Here is a 22,564-nt window from a genome sequence, read left to right on the forward strand (position 1 = left end):
TGATAATCAATTAGTTGAGAAAAGTGTTTTATTCTTATTGTGGCTAATTACAGTTTCGAACAAATTCCCATGGTTTTCCGTTTCCGGTGTTGGATATTGGGTTATCCCCTTGAGTCCACCATTTTGCTTTATAAATAACATTTTCATAGGATACTTCATTATCTGTTACATATGCAGTGGATGAGTTCCATTGATTTACATTACAATTGTCATTTCCATCTCCGCCATCAGTATCTCCATCGCAGTTTTCTATAAATTCCCATGGCTTTCCATTTCCGCTATTAGTTATTGGGTTATCTCCTTGAGTCCACCATTTTGCTTTATATACTGATTTTTCATAAACTACTTCATTACCATTTGTATAAGCAACAGATGAATTCCACTGACTAGATGAACAGCCAGAACCGTTTCCATCTCCACCGTCACCATCACCGTCACCGCCAGTATAAGGAGACTCGGGATAATTTTCAGCATTAGCAATTGCTTGTGATTGAGAAGTTCCATTTAGAACTTGACTTGATACATACAAATATCCATATGCGGACGACGAATTTTCTTCCAATAGCATTTGCCAAATCATAATACCATCTGTCGTACTTTTTGAAGAAATATGATCAGATAAGTCAGCCATATTTTGATAATTGTAGGTATAATAAGGACCCCAAGGTTCGTTAGGATAATGAGTTCCTGCTGCAATTGAAAAACCATATTGATCTGCATAATGTTTATAAGAGTCGTACATAATTGCTCTGTTACTAGCTGCTCCCGTATTATAACCTTGATAGGCAATTAAATCAATTTTATCACCAACTGCTTTTATCACGGGTATCATGTGACCTGTAGAGGCAAATCCAAACAAACTGATTGCTTGATTTGGTGATGTGGCATTAAATAGGTTCGTATCGGTTTCTCCAGTTACTGTATTTCTTTTACTATGGGCAAAAGGAGAAGAGGGATCATCATTGTTAAGGCCTCCTAAAGCTCCTGCGCCTGCAGGTGCACAGGCAATTATATATTGACCTTTGGGCATCAGTGCTCTGGATTCATTAAAAAAATTAATAAAACGTTGCACATTAATTGACTCTCCAATAGTCTGAAATCCACCGTTAGGCTCGAAATCCCAGTCAATACCTTCAAAACCAATATCATCTACTAAATCTTTTATTTGTTGATAATTGATGTCGTAAGCGGCATTTGTGCCCCAGTAAGTTTCTCCACCTATAGAAAGAATTACTTTGATTCCTTTAGCTTTAAGAATAGATATAGATTCTTTTAGAGTTTGACCATCATAAGGAGTTTGAATTCCGGTCCCTGTAATATCTAAAGATCCTTTTTGATATCGTAAGTTTGGTCTTGCAAAAGCCAGAAAGACATGAGTGACATGCTCGGGAATATCTCTAAGTTTGGATCCTTGTCCAGTTGTAGTCCAACTTTCTGACCAGGATGGGAAGTACCCTAAAATAATAGGTTCAGTGATTGCAGATCGATCGATTACCGGAGTAATTTCTTTCAGGTTTTCCTCATCAAGAAAACTTTCATTAGTACAAGACAAGAATAGTACCTGAATTAAGAAGATACATCTAATGATTTTTTTAAATGGTGTCATAAGAGTTTGTGTTTATATTGGTTTTAATTAGAAAGTGTTTTTAACTATTTAAGAGAGAGGCTTCTATTAGAATTCTTATAAAAAATCATTTTTTCATTAACAGTTTTATATTCTTTATCTAATTCTTTTCGATATTTTAGTTCTACAGTATTCCAATCAGATGCCCATCCTTTCTTGATATTGTTTAGATATACAATTTTAAGTTTGTGTTTTCCTTTTTTAAGAGCAATAGAGCTCTCTTCAGGATGTTTTTTTATTGTTTTTTTGTAATCGATCACTAATTGATTACCAATCCATATTTGATCTTGTGTACTAGAAAAATAATATATTCCATCTTCTGGGATGTCGATATATCCTTCTAGAAATACTGCTTTAAAATTTTCTTTTTTAACTTCATGTCCCCAATCGAAGGTCGTATTTGCCTCTTTAATACTTTGTACGATTGATATTTTTGATGGATTTTCTTTCCTGATATCATCTACACTAGAAAAGTGACCTTTTATCGTTTTTGTTTTTAAACCAGGAGATAAATCCATTGATTCTGATATAGGCGATAGATAGGATTGCTTAACAATGTCAATAGTTCTTGTTTTACTAATTTTTCCGTGTGGTAATATGGATGCAATTTTTAGAATAGATGTCTCATTAAATGTGAGTGTTTTAGAGTATTCTTCACTTTTGTTGGTAGGATTAGATCCATCTGTTGTATAGACCATTTTAACAGGATGTGTGGTGTTAAATGGGATGGATACACTATCAATGAATACTATACGATCAGAGGAAGGGCCTTCTGGTAATGGAATGTGGTAATTTATTTCATGATGATCAAGAATTGGATATAAGCTGTTTAAGCGATTTAAGAAATTATTAAAATTCTTGTTTTTCTCTATAGTCCATCCTGTTTCTGCAATAGCAATTAATCTGGGGTATAATTGATATTCTGCGATTTTATCATTATCGGTTTGTTCAGCCCATAGATTTCCTTGTAATCCAAGAATATGATGTCTTCTGTGTTCTTTTATTGCTTTGGGTATTGGATTGTAGGAATATGTTTTTTTTAATGGAGTATGTCCCCCAAATGCCATTGGCTCTACTTGTTTATTTCCTTGATAAAAATTAAGATATACGTAGTCCAATGGAGTCATAATTACATCATGACCTTCATTTACAGCTTTTATACCTCCTTTTTCTCCTTGCCAAGACATAATGTTGGTAGTTTTTGTAATTCCTCCTTCTAGAATTTCATCCCATCCAACCATTGTTTTATTATACTTGTGTAGAATTTTTTCTACACGAGCCATAAAGTAACTTTGTAATTCTGCTTCATCTTTAAGTCCTTCTTTTTTGATCAGTTTTTGACATAATTCAGATTCTATCCAACTACGTTTAGGAACTTCATCTCCCCCAACATGGAAGTATTTATAAGGAAATAAAGCTGCCATTTCTGTAATTACATTTTCTATAAAAACATATACCTCTTCTTTTCCTGCACATAAGATGTTATAATCCACACCCCATATTTCTCTTATTTCAAAAGGCTTTTCTTCACAAGCTAATTCTGGGTAAGAAGCAAGAATTGCTTTGGCATGTCCTGGCATATCAAATTCGGGAATCACATCAATAAATCGTTCCTTAGCATAGGCAACAACTTCTTTTATATCCTCTTGTGTGTAAAATCCGTGATAAATGGTGCTATTTTTATTACCCCTTTTGGCACCAATTTCTGTTAATTTGGGATATTGCTTTATTTCTATGCGCCAACCTTGATCATCGGTCAAATGCCAATGGAATTTATTGATCTTTAATGTTGCCAAAAAATCCAACTGTTTTTTTATAAACTCTACTGTAAAAAAATGCCTAGAAACATCAAGTAATACACCTCTCCATTTAAAAGCCGGTTCATCTTTAATATCTATTGAAGGAATTATGACTTGTAAATTTTCATGGGAATCGTCATCGGAGACAAATGGTAGTAATTGCATTAAAGATTGGGCTCCGTAAAATAGACCTTTCGCTGTTTTCGAAATAATTTCAATATGATTTTTATAGGTTTTTAATAAGTAACCTTCTTCGGTTAATTCGACAGAAGGATCGATAACTAGATAAATGGAATTGTCTTTTTTTTGATCTGATGTACTAAGATATAATCCTGTTTTTTCATAAATAACATCTATAAAAAACAAAGCAATTTTCTGGGTTTCATTGGTCTTTACAATGAAAGAAGTTTTTTTGTCAATTGTAAAAGTTCCTTGCTTTTCCAGCAATGATAAAGGCATTGGAGTAATTCTGGGATTTGTATTTACAGCAGTTATTGGTGTGTTTTTTTCATGACAAGAAATAAAAAAGATAATGATTGATAGTATATAGAAAATGGATTTCTTCATTTGTTATATTGTTTTTTGTAGTGTATTCCTAGCAGAGATAATGTGATCAATAAGATTGTTTATAGGTTTTTTGATAAAACTTTTAGCCGTAAAACCTTTGTCAAGCAGTATTTTATTAATGATGTCCTGGGAATAGTATGCAATAGAACCAACAAAATGTATAGGGTTGTTTTCTAATTCTTTGGAATAAAGTGTCAAATAGTTGTCTATAAAAACTTTGATTCCATAATATAACATTCTTTCTACAAAGGGGTGATTTCGATGTTGAAACATGAAAAATGCATATGAGGCTAGGTATGCATTAGGTTGCCGAAGATCATATAAATTATAAAAGAGTTGCTCTAAATTGGAACCAAACTTGTTTTCAAATTCTTTCGCAAGGCTTGAAGGCATTTTTTGTAAATAAAAACTTTTAAGCAATTCTTTTCCGAAGTAATTACCACTACCTTCATCCGCTAGTAAATATCCTAATGATGGGGCATATTGTATTATTTTTTTACCGTCAAAGTAGCAGCAATTAGAGCCGGTTCCTAAAATAACAATTACAGCTGGTGTCTTTGTGGTAGCGTGTACAGCAGCAATAATATCCTCTTCAATATTTATTACTGTGAGATTTTTAAAGATAGATTGAAAAGATGATTTGACTTTTTGGTTTGATGCTTCTGTGTTACATCCTGCTCCGTAAAAGTGTACTTCATTAATCAAATTTCTTTTTTTCGAAACTTCGGAAATCTCTAATAATATACTTTCAATTTTGTTTTGTGATGTGTTTAATGGGTTGATTCCTATTGTTGTCTGTGAGAATACTTGTTTTCCTTGTGAGTCCATTAGAATCCAATCACATTTTGTAGAACCACTATCTGCTATTAATATCATAGATTCTAATCTTTATGGTTTGTTTTATAATTAAGGGCTTCTTGTTCATGATTTTTAACACACATTTTTAAAGTTTAAGAGTTAATAAAGTCAACGGTATATGTTAAAAATAATGTCTTTTAAAAGCCTCAATAGCTTCATAATCAGCTAGCCCTAAATTATCGTATCGTTCTGCAGTATCTTTATTTCGTTCCTCTGCTCTCAACCAAAATTCTCTAGAGTCTTCACCTTGAAACATTACTTTATCTTTTTGAGATTGGTGAAAAAGAATTGCGTTTGTTTTTCGGTTTACTTCATCTGGGCTTAATGGCACTGCCATTTCAATATCATGGATATCCCACTCATGCCAGGCTCCTCTGTATAACCAAAGCCAACAATCATTCATGAATTTTTCATGCTTTATTATTGATATTGTTTCGAGAATTGCATCAAGACAAAGTTTATGTGTTCCGTGTGGATCTGCCAGATCACCAGCTGCATAGATCTGATGTGGTTTTATATGAGTTATAATATCCTTTACAATATTAATATCGGGAGTGTCAATAGGGTTTTTTTTCGCTCTGCCGGTTTCATAAAAAGGAAGGTTTAAAAAGTGAACTTTATGATCAGGAAGCCCCAAATATCTGGTAGCACCGTAAGATTCCATTGTTCGAATAAGACCTTTAGTTAATCTTACTTCTGGAGAATCAATATCTCCAGTATTTTTTGATTTTATAACGTCTATTATATTTTTAAATATGCTATTACCTTCGGCTAAACGTTGTGCTACTTCTCCAAATTTTAAGGCTTCTTGATCAGTCACAGCAATATTCCCAGAGGTTTGATATGCAACATGTACATCATGACCCTGATCAATAAGTCTAGAGAATGTTCCTCCCATAGAAATTACATCATCATCAGGATGAGGACTGAAGATTAGTACTCTTTTTTGGGCAGGATTGGCTCTTTCCGGACGTTTAGTATCATCAGCATTTGGTTTTCCACCGGGCCATCCTGTGATGGTGTTTTGTAAATGATTAAACATTTTAATGTTAAGTTCATATGCAGATCCTTCTAAAGTTAGAAGACTGGACATACCGTGATCATTATAATCTTTATCAGTTAGTTTTAACAAAGGTTTTTGCACTTCCTCACTTAACCATGTAACTGCTTTTAGCTTAAGTTTCGGTGTCCAAATACATTGATCTACTAGCCAGGGAGTTTTAATTCTAGTAAGATCTGCTGCTGCTTCACTATCCAGAATAACGGTAATGTTTTTATGATCCTGTAAGAAAGAAGCTGGAATTTGAGGGGTTATTTCGCCTTCAATAGTTTTTTTTACGACGGATGCTTTTTTATGACCCCAAGCAAGTAAAAGAATACGTTTAGCTTTTATAATAGTGCTTATTCCCATAGTGATGGCTCTTTTGGGAACATTTTCTAAACCATTAAAATCTGATGCTGCATCTCTTCTAGTTATATGATCTAATGTTATAATCCTTGTTCCAGAATTACGATGAGATCCAGGTTCGTTAAAGCCAATATGCCCTGTTCTACCAATACCAAGTAATTGAAAGTCTAGTCCACCAAGTTTTTTTATTTTCATTTCATAATCGATACAGTATTGATCAATTTCTTCTAGATTAATATTTCCAGAGGGAATATTGATATTTTCTGGATTTATGTCAACGTGATCAAAGAGATGTTGATGCATAAAGTGATAATAACTTTGTTGATTATCTGTATCCATAGGATAATATTCATCCAGATTAAAGGTGATCACGTTATTGAAACTGAGTTCTCCTAATCTATATAATGTAACTAGTTCTTCATATACTTTTATTGGAGAAGATCCAGTAGCCAATCCTAGTATACAAGGCTTACCTTCTTTTTGTTTTTGTTTTATTAAATCTGAAATTTCTAAAGCTGCCAATTTAGAAGCATAAGAAGAATCCTGAAATATTTCATTATGGATTTTTTCGAATTTGGTATCTTCAAATTTGCCAACTTGTCTGAATTTAATTTCTTTAATCATTTTTCTTTTTTAATAGTACCATATTGATTTATGGAAGGTTAATAAGAGTTTTTATTACATACTTATTCAATATCCCACCAGATAGAAGTTGTCATTGTATCTGGCCCTTGTCTATCTATAGCTTCTTTTACTTTTGTTTCATTTGCGACTAGTTCTGTGGTTGAATATTGTAATCTTTTTGGGACTGTTCCATTATTAGGTTCTGAAACAAAGAAAATTGCGTTGTCTGTTAATGTTGGGATAAGCTCCGTTCTTCTTACTAGAGACCAAGCTTCATATCCATTCATTAATAGTGCTAACCATCGTTGATTCCAGACAGCTTCTAATTGTTGTTCTGTTGATCCAGATAAAGTGGCGATAGGTTCGTTAATTATAAAAGTTTCGATATCACCAGCATCTACATCCCAAAACTTCATACTCGCTCTAATTCCTTCTTCGTAAAGCCCTTGTGGATTTCCAGAATACCCTAAAAGTGCTGCTTCTGCTTGTAGAAAGTAAGATTCTGCAGCAGTTAAAATTTGAGTTGGTACAACGTTAGTTACATCAGTTGTCGAAGTCCCGATGATTTTTTGAGATGGAATTGCAAGATTATCTCTTGGGATAATTCCTCTCATTGAAATTGCGGTACCTTCAAAAGTATCATTTGGAGAAGGATCTGCTATCTGTGGGAGTCTAGGATCATTATTATCATTTAATAAATTTAAGTAACGATCGGAGAATACCCATTTAGAACCTAGTCCACCAAATCCCCAGTAAACATCTTCGAAACTTCCATCAAGGAATGATAATATCAACGCAGATTCGGATTTTTTTAGCAGTGCTTCATTAGAGCTATCTATGAGGGTATTACTTAGACAATCATTAATAACTGTATCTATAAAGGATTGCTCACCTGCTTGTATAAAAGCATCTCTGGACCGTATTGCGATGCGTAATCGTAAGGTATTGGCAAACGTCTTCCATTTTTGAGGGTCTCCATTATAAATGAAATCGCCATCTGCTCCAGCAATTATTTCTGATGAAGCGCCAATCTCATCCATTTGTGCTTTTAGGTCATTTAGGATCCCTGTATAAATTTCTTTTTGAGCGTCATATGTAGGTTGAGGATTAGTCAGAATTAATTCGTCGCCAATTACATCACTATAAGGGATATCTCCATAAATATCTGTCATTTTTTGATAAAACCAGGACATCATAATTTTGGTAACTGCTGCACCATTAGTATCTTCAAGATCATTATAAGTACCTAGTAAATTTCTAATATTAAGGGAGACTTTTTGATATGATGCATCAAATATCGCATTAGTCCAACCTTGATTGTTTTGATAAGCATCTCCAGCAAACCAGGACCCTTCTGCATTGTAACTAAATTGATTTGCAAATTGGCTTGTATAGATTAAATTCCCTCTCCAGGTTAAGAAACGAGGTTCAGCGAATTCAAAGTACTGTACTCCAGCCATAATACCTTCTACAGTTGCAGTTTGCGGGTCAATAGGATTGGTGTTTATTTCTTCAAAATCTTCAGTACAAGAAATGGTTGTAATAATTAGTATAAGAAAACCAACAAATAGTTTTATGATGTGTTTTTGAGTTTTCATAATTCTTTGTTTATTAATAACATTATTTATTTTAAAAAGTAAGATTTACTCTAAGTCCGTGGCTACTGGCAGAAGGAATTCCAAAAAATTCAACTCCACCAAAACTTGTATTGAAACCTGTTTCAGGATCAAAATTGTCAGTATTACTATGAAGTATGGCTAAGTTTCTTCCTACATAGCTTATAGATAGATTAGATAGATGTAGTCCTTTAATTGTTCTCTCAGGAAAAGTATACCCAAACGTTAGTTCTCTAAATTTAATGAAGCTTCCATCGTATACCCAGTTTTCTGAAATTTGACCGACTCTACCCCAATATGTTTGAGGGTTTACACCTCTTTGCTGTACATTAGGATCTAATGTTCCATCAATCACTGCATTTTGCGGTAAGGAGATACCTTGTCCACCAGAAAAGAATTCTCTTCCTTCTAATGTTTCGATCGCCGTACCTTGTGTATGTCTTTGTATTTCTGATAAGGAAAATACATCACCACCAAACCTTGCGTCGAATAAGAAACTTAAAGAGAATTGTTTATAAGAAAAAGAGTTTCCCCAGTTTAAAAAAGCATCTGGAGCAACATCACCGATTTGAGATATTTCAGTATTAATTACTGGTAATCCGTTAGTATCGTAGATTACATTTCCATTATCATCTTTCGAGAACGTAGTACCAAATAATCCTTGAGCGCTAGAGCCTACTTCGGCCGCTACTTGAACCACATCATTAAATTGGCGTATTAATATGTTTCTATCTACTCCCTGAGCTAATTCTTCAACTTTATTTTCGTTAGTTGTGAAGTTTACAGTTGTAGACCATTTAAAGTTATCTGTCTTTATAATATCAGCGTCTAAAGAAAGTTCAAGCCCTTTATTTGTTACTAAACCAGCGTTGATTATTTGATTTGCTGCTCCACTGGATGGAGGAAGCGTTAATCGTAATATTTGATCTTCGGTTCTTATAGTGTAATATGTCGCAGAAAGCCCTATTCTGTTGTTTATAAAACGTGCATCTAAACCAAATTCAAGAGCATTTGATATTTCAGGAACTAAGTCAGGGTTGTTAAGTTCTGGCCCAGTTCCTGCCCCTTCTTCTGCATTTCCGAAAAAGAAAAAACGCTGGCCGTTAAAAAGATTAGATGATACATTATAAGTATTTACAAGAGAAAAAGCACCTGTGGCATTACCAGTCTGCGCAAAACTACCTCTCAATTTTAGATTAGAAAGTATTTCATTGTCTTGTAATGATGGGAAAGCATCTGTTGCTACAAAACTTAATCCAACAGATGGATAGAAAAATGAAGCATCGTTTATTGGTAATGTAGAACTCCAGTCATTTCTCGCGGTAAATTCTGCAAATAAATAATTGTTAAATCCTATAGTCATAGATCCGAATATAGAATTAGAAGAATTTTTAGCATTACCAGGAACTACGCTAATACTCTCAAAATTGTTAAGAGAGAAAAAGTTAGGAAGTAAAAAAGTTTCTCCAATAGCTTGTAATGATTTAAAAGAGACATCAGAGTGACTAAACCCAAGTGTAGCTCCCAAGTTAAAATTACTACCTATGTCCGTATTGTAGGTAAAAATTAAATCATAATTATTGGTTCTAGCAGTAGAGTTGGTATCAGAAAATCTTCCGTTACCAGCAATGTCAAAAGCACCGAAAGGATTAAATATTTGCTGACTACTTGTGATGTGGTCTTGAGAAAGTCTCATTAATCCCTTTAGTCCTGGTGCGATATCAATATTTAGTTCTAATAGACTGATATATCGATCAACTTCATCTTCATTGAGCAGTGTATTAGAAGTGTAATATGGATTTGTAATGAAAGCTCCTGCCCAGTTATTGGGAGTGCCATCCGATTCTAAAAAATTATCTCTTAACAATGTATTAGAAATATTTCTGGGCCTTAGAGAAAGAGCGCGAGTAATATTGGTTTGACCTCCTGTTAGTTCAGGTCGATTTCGTGCATCTTGATGGATATAATCAACCTTTCCGAGGATCTTTAACCAACTTGTGATAGAAGCACCAGCTTTGACACTAAAGTTTTGACGTTTTAAATTACTTCCAGGGACTATGGACTCATCATCTAATCTGGAATAACTAAACCTATAATCAAATTTTTCTGTTCCTTGTGAAACTGCAACTGAATTTAAAAAAGAAAACCCACTCCTGAAAAAATCTTTAAAATCATTGTCATTCGCAGAATAACTGGCAGTTCCAACTCCATCAAAACGTTCTCGTTGTGTTCCATCTAGCCTCGGTCCAAAACTACTACCATTGGTGATATCGTATACTAGTTGATTTGTTGAGGTGTCAAACAAACCTTGACCATATTCATTTTGAAACTTAGGGGAAACCAATATAGAACTTGCAGTAATCGAAGAGTTTATTTCTACAGTGGGTTTGTCAGAACGTCCTTTTTTCGTGGTAATTACTAAAACACCGTTTATTCCTCTAAATCCATAGAGTGCTGTAGCATTTCCACCTTTTAGTAAGGATATGTTTTCGATATCATTAGGATTTAGATTAGATAGTGTGTTACCATAATCAAGTCCAGAAGCAAAATCTCCCTGACCACCTTGATTATCATCTATAATAACACCATCCAATACAATTAGAGGTTGATTGTTAGCTCCTAAAGAACTGATTCCTCTAATATTAATTGATACAGATGAACCAATTCCACCTGAGTTAGAATTGATATTTACACCCGCTAATTTCCCGCGAATCGCTGATCCAATATTAGGATCTGCTGTTTGTGTAATTGTTTCAGATTTAAGTTGTTGTACTGAATACCCTAGTTTTTTTGATTCTTGTCGTATACCAAAAGCTGTTATTACTACATCCTCTAGTTGTTCTGCATCTTCTTCTAGATCAATATTTATGGTGTTTGATGAGCCAATAGATTTTTCTACGGTTTTAAATCCGATATAAGAAAATACCAAAATATCACCTGTAGAAGCATTAATTGTATATGCACCATCAAAATCGGTTTGTGCTCCGGTAGAAGTTCCTTTCACAATAACATTTACTCCAGGTAAGGGTGTGTTATTTACCGCATCAGTTATTATTCCAGATATTTTTTTTTCCTGAGCGAGAACTCCGATTACTAAAAATAAAAATGAAATTAAAGTTAATTTTTTTTGCCTCATGTTTTCCTTTTATTGATTATTTGTGTTGTTCTAAATTAATAGTTTGAGGGTTTTCTTTTTTTTTTTTTATCCCAACAACAGCATTTTGATAATGAACGACATCTAACCATAGATAACCGTTGCTGCAGGCTTTTGGAACCAAACATTTTTTTGGTTTTTATGATATTTAATGATACTTTTTCACAGTTTTTTAATAAAATTAACACTGTTCTGTGCTAAAAACTGATAAAAATGTAATCCACGAAGATGTGGAAGAAAAAACAATTAAAACGAAGTATCATATCTATTTTTGGATGACGTACTTTCTTTTTAATGTGATAAGATGGGGTAGTTATTTTAATGATTACTGGTATTCATTTAGATCTAATTTAGTAGAATTTCCATTACACCTTGTAATTGTTTATTTCAATATAAATTACCTTATCCCAAATTATTTATTGAAGAAAAAATATACGATGTATGTTACTTTTTTGCTTTTAAGTTTAGGGGTTCATTATGTGGTAAGGTCAGGGTTGAATTATTGGCTAATTACAGAAAATATTTGGCCTGAGGCCCAAGGAGAGAATGCACCCTTCGGTCTTAATCACATCATAGCGGTAGTATTAGGAGAATTATATGTTCTTGCATTGACTTTTTCTATAAAAATCAGTGTTGACTTTATTCTGGAAAGAAACAAGACTCAGCAATTAACAGCATTACAATATAAAACCGAGTTACAATATCTTAAGGCACAAATTCAACCACATTTCTTTTTTAATACGTTAAACAACTTATATGCGTTAACAATACAAAAGTCTTCGAAAGCATCAGACGTAGTTGTTAAACTATCAGAATTTATGCAGTATATTATATATGATGCTAGTAAAAAGAAAGTTTCTTTAATACAAGAGATACAGTATATTGATAATTATATTGAGTTAGAAAATATAAGATATGGAAACCAAATTAAGACGGAAATTAATATCGTTGGGTGTATAGATGATGTATTAGTAACTCCGCTATTATTCCTGCCATTTGTAGAGAATGCTTTTAAACATGGTTTTAAGGATACAGGAGAGATGAGCCTATTAGTTTCATTTGAAGTATATAACGATACATTGATTTTTGTATCTGAGAATAGTTATGGTAAAGAGGCTTCTTCAAATTCTAAGAATGGAATTGGAATAAAAAATGTCGAAAGAAGATTACAACTTTTATATAATGAAAATTATGAGCTAATAGTATCTAATGATAATAACCTTTATAAGATTACCCTTAAAATCCCAACCACATGACCATAAAAAGTATCATAATTGATGATGAACATTTGGCAATAAGTATTATTGAATCATACCTTAAAGAGTTCAAAAACATCGAAGTTATAGGTGTGTTTAAAAACCCTTTGGAAGCGCTGCCCTTGCTTGAGAATGGTGGTATTGATGTAGTCTTTTTAGATATAAACATGCCAAGAATGAATGGTTTAGAATTCTTAAAAACACTTAAAGAATATCCACAAATCATCATTACAACTGCATATAAAGAGTATGCAATCGAAAGTTATGAATTAGAGGTTCTTGACTATTTAGTGAAACCCATACCTTTTAGCAGGTTTTTAAAATCAATAAATAAGTTAATGGCTAGATTAATAACACTGGACAAAGGCAAGCCTTTTGCTGAATTTGAGCAAGCCCCTCATGTTTTTTTGAAAGTAGATAAAAAACTAATCAAGATTTTTCTTCGAGATATTCTTTATATAGAGAGTTTAAAAGATTATATAAAGTTGCGTAGTGTAGAAGGAACCTATATTTCTCATAAATCTTTAGCAAGTATAAGTGAGGAACTACCCTCCGAAAATTTTATTAGAATACATAAATCATATGCCATAGCAATTGATAAAGTAAAATCTGTAGAAGGTAATCTTGTGGAGATTGGCGATAAGAGAATTCCAATCGGTCGTAACTACTCAATTCACGCTAAAAAACAAATATTAAAAAACAAAGGGAACCTACTCAATGGATAAGTATCTATATTGCGCAAAAAGAGACCTTTTAATAATAAAAATACATCTGTTATTTTAATACAACTGACATAACCAATAATACAGCAAATATATTCACATGAAACTAAGCACACTTGATTACTCAATTATAATAGTTATTCTACTGACCACACTTTTTATAGGAGTAATAGTATCGAAAAAATCAGGAAAGAGTACCTCAGAATATTTTTTATCAGGAAGAAATATGCCTTGGTGGTTACTAGGGTTCTCTATGGTCGCAACTACCTTTTCTACCGATACTCCTAATTTTGTAACAGATATTGTTAGAAAAGATGGAGTTTCTTCAAATTGGATGTGGTGGGCTTTTTTGATTACAGGTCTTTTAACTGTTTTTATATATGCTAAATTATGGAGAAGGTCTAACGTAAGTACGGATATTGAGTTTTATGAATTAAGGTATGGAGGAGCTCCTGCCATTTTCCTAAGGTCTTTTAGAGCTTTGTATTTAGGTCTTGTATTTAATGTTTTTGCAATGGCTGGTGTCACTCTTGCTGCGATTAAGATTGGTAGTATTATGCTTGGTTTAGAACCATGGGAAACTATAGTTTATGCAGGAATAATTACTGTAGTATTTAGCGCGTTAGGAGGTTTTAAAGGAGTAGTTTATACTGATTTTTTATTATTTTTCATAGCAATTGGAGGTGCAATAGGAGCAGCATATTATTTAGTAAATATTCCTGAAGTTGGTGGACTTCAAAATTTAATAACACATCCCAATGTGGCGGATAAACTATCGTTATTACCAGATTTTAATGATAAGGAAGCACTTATTACACTATTAATTATTCCCTTAGCAGTTCAATGGTGGAGTTCTTGGTTTCCAGGAGCAGAGCCTGGAGGAGGAGGTTATATTGCACAGCGTATGCTAGCTGCTAAAAATGAGAACCATGCAATAGGAGCAACATTTTTCTTTAATATTATGCATTATGCTTTACGCCCCTGGCCATGGATATTAGTAGCATTAGCTTCGCTTATAGTTTTTCCTGACATAGCAAGTATTCAAGAGGCTTTTCCAAATGTAACTGAGGATAAATTAGGACATGATTTAGCGTATTCAGCAATGCTAGCAAAATTGCCAAGTGGTCTTTTGGGATTGGTATTTGCTTCTTTGATTGCAGCATATATGAGTACTATATCTACGCATCTTAATTGGGGGTCGTCTTATATTGTAAATGATTTTTATAAGCAACAAATAAAGAAAGATGCGTCAGAAAAAGAATTAGTAATGGTTGGAAGAATTTCGACTGTTGTGCTTATGATATTAAGCGCATTATTTGCATTGTATCTTAAAAATGCAAAACAATTATTTGATATTATAATTATGTTTGGAGCTGGTACTGGACTTATTTTTATTCTTAGATGGTTCTGGTGGCGTATCAATTCTTGGAGTGAGATTTCGGCGATGATTATTTCGGGAGTTGTCTCATTAATATTCGCTTCTCCTGTTGGAGATTATTTTTTTGGTGATGATGCAATTATGTCAAGCTGGGCAAAACTTCCGAGTATAGTGTTTATAACTACAGTTGTTTGGATAAGTGTAACATTTTTAACAAAACCAGAAAGCGATAGTGTTTTACAAAATTTTTATAAAAAAATACAACCAGGAGGACTTGGTTGGAAGAATGTTATTACAAAGGCAAAAGAAAATAATATAGATATCGTAAATAGTTTAGAAGGATGGAGTGTGCCGTCTGGAATTTTAGCATTATTATTAGGATGCTTCTTAGTTTATGGAGTATTGTTTACGACAGGACACATAATTTATGGGAATTTACAAGAATCATTAATCCTCGGATCAGGAACCATAATTGCAGGTGTTTTATTGGTAAGAGTTTGGAGGAAAATAGGTAAAGACCTTATTGTCTAATCCTAATAAACATTGAACTTAATTTTAAGAAGGGAATAGCATTTAGATATCTAAATGCTATTCCCTTTTTTATACAAATCCTATTGATTTTTTCTAAATATATCAAAATTACGGTTATAGGATTTTTGCTTCATAATATCTACAAAATGATGTCATTGATCCAATTAGTTTTTTGGCCTATATAGTTCTTTATACTTTAAGATCAGTTTAACATAAACTGTTGAAAACTTAAAACACAAATCATCATGAAACTATTAAAACCTTTACTAAAGAAAAACCCTTTTCATTTTGGCTCTTGGAAAGTGCCATTACTAATCTTATGTTCCTTGTTCGTAGGCTTAACCTGGGGACAAGTAAATACAGGAGGAACTGCAACAACATCAAATCATCAAAAGCAGGTGATTGGATATATCACAAATTGGGATGCCTGGAAAGCTGCTAGTGCAGGAGTTCCCTCTGCAGGTGCATTAACACAGCTTAATATCGATTATTCGAAATATACGATCCTTAACTATTCCTTTTTTGGTGTAGCAGTTGATGGATCTTTACACAGTGGAGATTTAAGAAACAAAAACATATATCAACCCGGAGCAATTCAGGAACCCGGAGACATTTTATTTACGGATATATATAGTAGCTGGGATATGTATTTGTTGTTTGGAGAATTAGAAGTAATACAATATATAAGCCCAGATGTAAAAGAAAGAGCAGAGGCTTATGGATTTGAAGTTGAGGTGGGTGGAGCTACATGGAATCATCCTGGATGGGGATTGAGTGGCCAATTACCATTACCGCTTCCTAAAGAAGGTGGAGCAAAAGGATTGTTAGAATTGGCAAAAGAAAATGGAGTAAAAGTAATGGCTTCTATAGGAGGATGGAGTATGTGTAAGCATTTTCCTGAGATGGCGGCGGACCCTGTTAAAAAAGCTCGATTTATTGAAGATTGTAAAAGACTGATTAATATGGGGTTTGATGGAATAGATTTGGATTGGGAATACCCAGGTCCTTATCCTGGAATGAATTTTACGGGAACAAATGCAGATTACCCAAATTTTGCATCCTTGGTAGAAGAGATTAGGGCAGCAATAGGTCCTGATAAGTTGATTACCGCTGCGATGTCTGCAGATCCAAAAAAGCTAGAAGGATTTGATTGGAACCGACTAGATAACTCTATGGATTACTTTAATATGATGACCTATGATTTTAATGGAGGGTGGTCTAATATAGCAGGTCATAATGCTCCAGTATATCCATATGATGGTGCAGAAGTACCGGATTTTAATTGGCAGTCTACGTTAACTGCAATGCAATCCATGGGGGTGCCGTCAAATAAAATCAACTTCGGGATACCATTTTATGGAAGAGGAGTTGTAACTGATGGTAATGCTACGTTAAATGCGCCAACAGTTAAGAGAAATGTGACAATACAACCAGATGGTCCTGTTAGTACAGCTGCAGATTATACCAATTGGCCACAGGATGTATATGATGGTACGCCAAATCATTTTTTTATCAAACAAAAAACAGAAGGCGGAAATGGCTGGACAAAAAAATGGGATGACCAAGCAAAAGTCCCTTATATGACTAAAGGTAATTTTTTTCTTAGTTATGATGATGAAGAGTCTATTGGGATTAAAGCACAGTACATTAATGACAATAATCTTGCTGGAACAATTGTATGGACGGTGTTCGGAGACTTGGAGATAAGTGGCTCTTTTCAATCATTTGGAACTAAGTTGAAGAGATGGTCTAACGTGAAGTCACCATTAATAAATAAAGTGAATGAAGTATTTGCGAATGGAGGAGATCCAGATCCAAATACAGCACCATCGGTAGCTATTAGTTCTCCTTCAGATAATACGAGTTTTGAAGAAGGGAATGCTATTACAATTGAAGCCAATGCTAATGATATTGATGGAACTGTAACTAAAGTAGAATTTTATGTTGGAACTCAGAAAATAGGTGAAGATATATCAAGTCCTTATCAAGTAGTTTGGAATGGAGCTAATGAAGGTAGTTACTCTTTGACAGCTAAAGCTTACGATAATGATAATGCGAATACAACTTCTTCTTCGGTTTCTATTTTCGTATCAGGTGGAGATTGTGCGGATAGCCAAAATAATTTTAAAGTAGTTGGATATATGCCAAGCTGGCAAGGAAATGCAAATGCGATACAGTATGACAAATTAACGCATATTAACTATTCGTTCTTACTCCCTAATAGTGATGGTAGTCTACAACCTCTTGATAATGTTGCAAAAATGCAACAAATCGTTAGTCTTGGACATGCACAAGGAGTTAAAGTGTTGATTGCTGTAGGAGGATGGATGGATGGTAATGATGCCCCGTTTAACACATTAGCCGCAAATCCAACGACGAGAACTACTTTTATAAACAACCTGGTGAATTATGTAAATCAATATAATTTAGATGGTGTAGATATGGATTGGGAATATCCCCGTGAAGGTAATGAACCTCAAAATTTTGAACTGTTAATGCAAGAACTTGGTCAAGCAATGCATAGTAGAGGGAAATTATTAACCTCGGCCGTAGTCGTTTCAGGTTGGAATGCAGATGGAATTCTTAGTGGAGTTTTTGATGACGTAGATTTCTTAAATATTATGGCATATGATGGTCCTGATCACGGAGCTATGACTCAAGCTCAAGGTGGATTAGATTATTGGCTTGGTCGTGGATTACCAAAAGAAAAAGCAGTATTAGGAGTGCCTTTTTATAGCAGGCCGCAAGCACAAAGTTATGCTTCATTGTTAGCTCAAGGAGCAAGCCCTAATAGCGATTCTTTCCAAGGAAATAACTATAATGGTATTCCTACTATAAAAGCTAAAACCGAAATGGCGCTGAATCGAGCTGGAGGTATTATGATATGGGAGTTGTCTCATGATACAACGGATCAACAAACATCTCTTTTAGCAGCGATTAACCAGGTTGTAGGAGATCCTTGCGACACAGGTAATATAAAGCCGGTAGTTAATATTACATCACCGACTGATAATGCAAATATCGAATTAGGAACTATAAACCTTACCGCTACGGCTTCTGATCAAGATGGAACGATAAGTAGTGTTGTATTTACTATTGCAGGTAAAGATATCTTAGCAACTGCTTCTGATAATATATATTCAGCTAGTTGGATTCCAGATTCTGAAGGACCATATACTATTGTAGTTACCGCTACAGATAATGATAATGCATCAACGACTAATCAAATTAGTGTAATAGTTACTTCTGGAGATACTGGAGGCTGTACAGCTCCGCCATATGTAAATGGACAGGTTTATGTTGGAGGTGATACAGTCTCATATCAAGGAAATGAATATCGTGCCAAGTGGTGGACACAAAATAACGATCCTGTTACAAACCGAGAGAATGTTTGGGAATTATTAGGGCCTTGTACTGATGAGAATAACCCGGATGGAGGAGTTATAGCTGGAGGACCTTTTGTCTTTACGGAAGGAGATGGTATCGCGGACAATGTTTCTGGGATTACACTGAGTGGTAATAGTGGTATGAATTCGCAATGGGTTATTACTGATGAACAAGGAAAAATTCTTGGATTACCAGTATCACCAGAGCAAGTAGATTTTGATGGAGCAGGACCTGGTATTTGTTTAATATGGCATCTGAGTTATGAAGATGGTCTAGCAGGATTATCCACAGATAATAATGTTTCAGGAATACAAGGGGTTTTTGATTTTTCAAATTCTATTTCAGTTACAAGAAATGCAGTAGGAGGAGGAGATTGTACAGAACCACAATATGTAGAAAACGGTGGATATGTTGCAGGTAGTCAAGTTGAGAATGCTGGAAATTTATACGAGTGTAAACCTTATCCATTCTCAGGATGGTGTAATGGTGCCGCATGGGCATATACACCTGGCGAAGGAACCTATTGGCAGGATGCTTGGACTTTTATAGGTGAGTGCGGTGATGGAGATACTGGAGGAAATGAAGCTCCAACTATATCTATTACAGAACCTGCAAACGGACAGTCATTTACTGCAGGAAGCACAATTACAATTAATGCCTCAGCTTCAGATAGTGATGGAATTGTAACAAAAGTAGAGTTCTTAAGAAATGGGACAGTAATAGGAGAAGATACAACAAGCCCTTATAGTTTTACCTGGAACAATGCTTCGACAGGAAATTATGAATTGACTACAAAAGCAATTGATGATGATAATGCCATTGGAGAGGCTACAGTAAATATTTCCGTAGGATCTGTACCACCACCTCCATCAGGTGGAGATTTGCCAAAAAGAATCTTGGTAGGATATTGGCACAATTTTAATAATGGATCTTCAATTCCAAAGCTAAGAGATATATCTGATAAATGGGATGTGATTAATATCTCTTTTGCAATTCCAACTGCTCCAAATGGAGCTACCATGAGTTTTACTCCAGATCCGGAGATCTATTCAAACGCTCAAGAATTTAAAAATGATGTGACTTTATTACAAAGTAGAGGTAAAAAAGTATTGATCTCTATGGGTGGAGCTACCGGTGCGGTAGATGTAGATAGCCCAGCAGATGCGCAAGCTTTTAGTAGCTCTATGACCAGTATTATTAATGAGTATGGTTTTGATGGTATGGATATTGATTTTGAAGGTACTTCAATTTCTCTGGCTCCGGGAGATACTAGTTTATCAAACCCGACTTCTCCAAAAGTTGTAAATCTTATAACTGCCTTCAGATCAATTCTTTCTCAATATGATATGTCGAAATTTATTCTGTCAATGGCTCCTGAAACTGCCTATGTACAAGGTGCGATTGGCCAGTATGGCGGTATTTGGGGAGCATATCTTCCATTAATCTATGCACTACGTACTGAAATGGATTACATTCACGTTCAGCATTATAACACGGGTAGCATGTTAGGATTAGATGGTAAAGCTTATTCTGCTGGAAATGCAGATTTTCATGTGGCGATGGCCGAAGTATTATTACAAGGATTTACGTTAAGTACAGGAGAACAATTTCCTGCTTTACGACCTGAACAGGTTGCCATAGGATTACCAGCTAGTCCATCGGCAGCGGGAAGTGGATATACACCAGCCGCAGAAGTGCATAAAGCATTAGATTATATTATCAAAGGACAATCTTTTGGCGGACAATACACGTTGCGAAATCCTTCTGGATATGCTAACTTTAGAGGTCTAATGACTTGGTCTATTAACTGGGATATTGTTGCAGGTTTTGGATTCTCAGATCCTCATCGAACTTATTTAGACGCGTTAGATCAAAGATCTCCAGAGCAAGAATTACTTGAAAAAGAAAGTTTAAAAATGTATCCTAATCCTTTTACTTCAGAGGTTACTATTACTTTCAAATTAGGTAAAGACAAATTAGTCAATGCCGTTATATATAATCAGATCGGAGTAAAAGTCGCTGTATTAAAAAATAACGAAAAACTTTCTTCTGGAAGTCAAAATATTCAGTGGGATACGGATGGTGTTCCTAGTGGAATTTACTTCTTAAAACTTAGAATAGGTAAAGAAGTAAAAACAATGAAATTGATTAAACAGTAGCGTTTCTCCCTAATTTTTATGAAATTCACCTCTCATATGCGTTAAAAATGTAGAGAGGTGAATTTTGTTATTTACACTAGTTTCTTAGTTATATATGTTTATTAAATTTTTACAGATACGGGATCAATTCTAAGCTTTAAAAAATCAAAATGTTTAGATTTATTTTTCTTTTTTTAAAATAGAAATCCCAAATATCCCCTGAAAGTAGACAAGTATAACAACTATAGTTGCAAGAATAGAAGGATAAAATAGTTTTATACTTTCTTCATTCTGATCTATTGAGTTTAATAAATCCGTATAAGTTAAAATGATATAAATTAACAAAAGGATTACACTTACAATAAGCCCAGCTTTTACTTTATGTCTTGTTTTCATCAATATTTCTTTATAGTTTTTTTGCTTTTTTACTATATCCATAATATTATCTTCTAATTCAGGGTGAGTAGCATAAATTGGATTGTATTCAGTAAGTGTATTGTGTATGTTTTGATCTGTTTTATCCATTATTTAGATTATTATGTTGAATAGAAAGTGCAAGAAAACTCTTTCGTGCTCTATGTAGTAATACTTTTATATTTGATTTCGTGAAACCTGTAATTTTTTCTATTTCTGGAATAGACTCTTCGTGTAAGTAAAACAATTTCAATAGTAAAGCTTCTTTGGGTTTCATAAGATTTAAAGTCTTTTTAATTTCTAATTTTTGATCCTTTTTTTCAAAGTTTTCAATTGCTTTATTAAAAGATACTGAATAATCAAAAGGGTCATCCATAAACGTAATGAACTCCTGTGTCCGTTTATTTTTCTTTATAAATTTTAAGGATTCATTTACTACAATTTTATATAACCAAGTCGAAAATTTTGCATCAGAACGATATGATCTTAAGGCTTTAAATGCTCTTATAAATGAATTTTGAACAACATCATTCGCGTTAAACTCGTTTTTTACCATAGAAATTGCAATTGAATATGCCATTTCCCGGTATGTCTTTATAAAATATACAAAGGCATTTTTATCTCCAGAGAGTACTTTATCTATATGCACTTTGTCTGGTATAGAATTCAATTACTTTTCTTTTTACTGATATAAAAAGAAATCAGAAAACCGATTCCTCCAAATAGTAATAGAAAACCCGGGATGATTACATATTCTGGGATTTTAGTGTATATACTGAATAAGTAGGATGTAAATACAGCTGTTGCTAGCGAACATAAAAGTATTCCAATGTTTAAAAAAATATTACCAGAATCCTTAAACTCTTGGTCAATCATTCCACTTTCAATTTTTGCCATACGCTCCAAGTGTTTACTTTTTATGATATAGAAAATTGAAAATACAGCGGCGGCTATCAATGCTATTACAACTATTGCTACAGGATCATTCATTTTATTTTCATTTTTAATATTAATATATATCCATAGGATACCCATAATTAGCTAAAGGTTACAAAAAGTTGAAAAAAATAAAATTCAATTATTTGTAA

At 33.8% G+C, this 22,564-nt stretch carries 13 protein-coding genes; 4 read left to right on the forward strand and 9 right to left on the reverse strand.

The window, feature by feature from the left end:
- Window positions 1-43 precede the first annotated feature (43 nt).
- From BMY33_RS07475 to BMY33_RS07500, 6 genes are all read right to left on the reverse strand, one after another.
- Window positions 44-1,606, reverse strand: a complete 1,563-nt coding sequence (locus BMY33_RS07475) for a carbohydrate-binding protein (protein WP_091407147.1) — start codon at window positions 1,604-1,606, stop codon at window positions 44-46.
- A gap of 44 nt (window positions 1,607-1,650) precedes the next feature.
- Window positions 1,651-3,990 (reverse strand): family 20 glycosylhydrolase, encoded by a 2,340-nt coding sequence (locus BMY33_RS07480; RefSeq protein ID WP_091407149.1) that lies wholly within the window; start codon window positions 3,988-3,990, stop codon window positions 1,651-1,653.
- Between the two features lie 3 nt (window positions 3,991-3,993).
- Window positions 3,994-4,866: an N-acetylglucosamine kinase gene (locus BMY33_RS07485; RefSeq protein WP_091407150.1), complete on the reverse strand. Its 873-nt coding sequence runs from the start codon at window positions 4,864-4,866 to the stop codon at window positions 3,994-3,996.
- A gap of 103 nt (window positions 4,867-4,969) precedes the next feature.
- Complete coding sequence (gene nagB / locus BMY33_RS07490; protein ID WP_091407152.1) at window positions 4,970-6,880, reverse strand: glucosamine-6-phosphate deaminase; 1,911 nt, start codon at window positions 6,878-6,880, stop codon at window positions 4,970-4,972.
- A gap of 62 nt (window positions 6,881-6,942) precedes the next feature.
- Entirely contained in the window at window positions 6,943-8,478 is a 1,536-nt protein-coding gene (locus BMY33_RS07495) for a SusD/RagB family nutrient-binding outer membrane lipoprotein (protein WP_091407154.1), read from the reverse strand.
- A 31-nt stretch (window positions 8,479-8,509) separates the two neighbouring features.
- Complete coding sequence (locus tag BMY33_RS07500) at window positions 8,510-11,632, reverse strand: SusC/RagA family TonB-linked outer membrane protein (protein WP_091407156.1); 3,123 nt, start codon at window positions 11,630-11,632, stop codon at window positions 8,510-8,512.
- A gap of 212 nt (window positions 11,633-11,844) precedes the next feature.
- On the opposite strand from BMY33_RS07500, the gene BMY33_RS07505 reads away from it, so the two are divergent.
- The 4 genes from BMY33_RS07505 (at window position 11,845) to BMY33_RS07520 (ending at window position 21,083) form a co-directional block, all read left to right on the forward strand.
- A complete protein-coding gene (locus BMY33_RS07505) occupies window positions 11,845-12,906 on the forward strand; it encodes a sensor histidine kinase (RefSeq protein WP_244542993.1) in 1,062 nt (353 codons plus the stop codon).
- Window positions 12,903-13,631, forward strand: a complete 729-nt coding sequence (locus tag BMY33_RS07510; RefSeq protein ID WP_091407158.1) for a LytR/AlgR family response regulator transcription factor — start codon at window positions 12,903-12,905, stop codon at window positions 13,629-13,631. Before BMY33_RS07505 ends, BMY33_RS07510 begins: the two co-directional genes overlap by 4 nt.
- A gap of 97 nt (window positions 13,632-13,728) precedes the next feature.
- Entirely contained in the window at window positions 13,729-15,537 is a 1,809-nt protein-coding gene (locus BMY33_RS07515) for a sodium:solute symporter family protein (RefSeq protein ID WP_091407159.1), read from the forward strand.
- A gap of 245 nt (window positions 15,538-15,782) precedes the next feature.
- Window positions 15,783-21,083 (forward strand): glycosyl hydrolase family 18 protein, encoded by a 5,301-nt coding sequence (locus BMY33_RS07520; RefSeq protein WP_091407161.1) that lies wholly within the window; start codon window positions 15,783-15,785, stop codon window positions 21,081-21,083.
- Between the two features lie 159 nt (window positions 21,084-21,242).
- Here the strand turns inward: BMY33_RS07520 and BMY33_RS07525 are convergent, their stop codons facing one another.
- Genes BMY33_RS07525 through BMY33_RS07535 form a run of 3 tightly spaced genes read right to left on the reverse strand, consistent with a single transcriptional unit; the run spans window position 21,243 to window position 22,466 of the window.
- The gene (locus BMY33_RS07525; RefSeq protein ID WP_091407162.1) at window positions 21,243-21,587 is read right to left on the reverse strand and encodes a DUF2208 family protein; all 345 of its coding nucleotides are present in this window, start codon (window positions 21,585-21,587) and stop codon (window positions 21,243-21,245) included.
- Window positions 21,580-22,146, reverse strand: coding sequence for an RNA polymerase sigma factor (locus BMY33_RS07530; protein ID WP_091407164.1), 567 nt, complete (start codon window positions 22,144-22,146; stop codon window positions 21,580-21,582). Before BMY33_RS07530 ends, BMY33_RS07525 begins: the two co-directional genes overlap by 8 nt.
- On the reverse strand, window positions 22,143-22,466 hold the full coding sequence (locus tag BMY33_RS07535) for a DUF6249 domain-containing protein (protein WP_139195609.1): 324 nt from the start codon (window positions 22,464-22,466) through the stop codon (window positions 22,143-22,145). Before BMY33_RS07535 ends, BMY33_RS07530 begins: the two co-directional genes overlap by 4 nt.
- Between the last annotated feature and the right edge of the window lie 98 nt (window positions 22,467-22,564).

It is taken from the genome of Aquimarina amphilecti, from assembly GCF_900109375.1.
Classification (GTDB): Bacteria; Bacteroidota; Bacteroidia; order Flavobacteriales; family Flavobacteriaceae; genus Aquimarina; species Aquimarina amphilecti.

Coding starts and splice junctions, on each gene's coding strand:
- BMY33_RS07520 (WP_091407161.1), top strand. CDS start 15,783: ATGAAACTATTAAAACCTTTACTAAAGAAAAACCCTTTTCATTTTGGC.
- BMY33_RS07535 (WP_139195609.1), bottom strand. CDS start 22,466: ATGAATGATCCTGTAGCAATAGTTGTAATAGCATTGATAGCCGCCGCT.
- BMY33_RS07495 (WP_091407154.1), bottom strand. CDS start 8,478: ATGAAAACTCAAAAACACATCATAAAACTATTTGTTGGTTTTCTTATA.
- BMY33_RS07475 (WP_091407147.1), bottom strand. CDS start 1,606: ATGACACCATTTAAAAAAATCATTAGATGTATCTTCTTAATTCAGGTA.
- BMY33_RS07525 (WP_091407162.1), bottom strand. CDS start 21,587: ATGGATAAAACAGATCAAAACATACACAATACACTTACTGAATACAAT.
- BMY33_RS07510 (WP_091407158.1), top strand. CDS start 12,903: ATGACCATAAAAAGTATCATAATTGATGATGAACATTTGGCAATAAGT.
- nagB (WP_091407152.1), bottom strand. CDS start 6,880: ATGATTAAAGAAATTAAATTCAGACAAGTTGGCAAATTTGAAGATACC.
- BMY33_RS07515 (WP_091407159.1), top strand. CDS start 13,729: ATGAAACTAAGCACACTTGATTACTCAATTATAATAGTTATTCTACTG.
- BMY33_RS07485 (WP_091407150.1), bottom strand. CDS start 4,866: ATGATATTAATAGCAGATAGTGGTTCTACAAAATGTGATTGGATTCTA.
- BMY33_RS07480 (WP_091407149.1), bottom strand. CDS start 3,990: ATGAAGAAATCCATTTTCTATATACTATCAATCATTATCTTTTTTATT.
- BMY33_RS07500 (WP_091407156.1), bottom strand. CDS start 11,632: ATGAGGCAAAAAAAATTAACTTTAATTTCATTTTTATTTTTAGTAATC.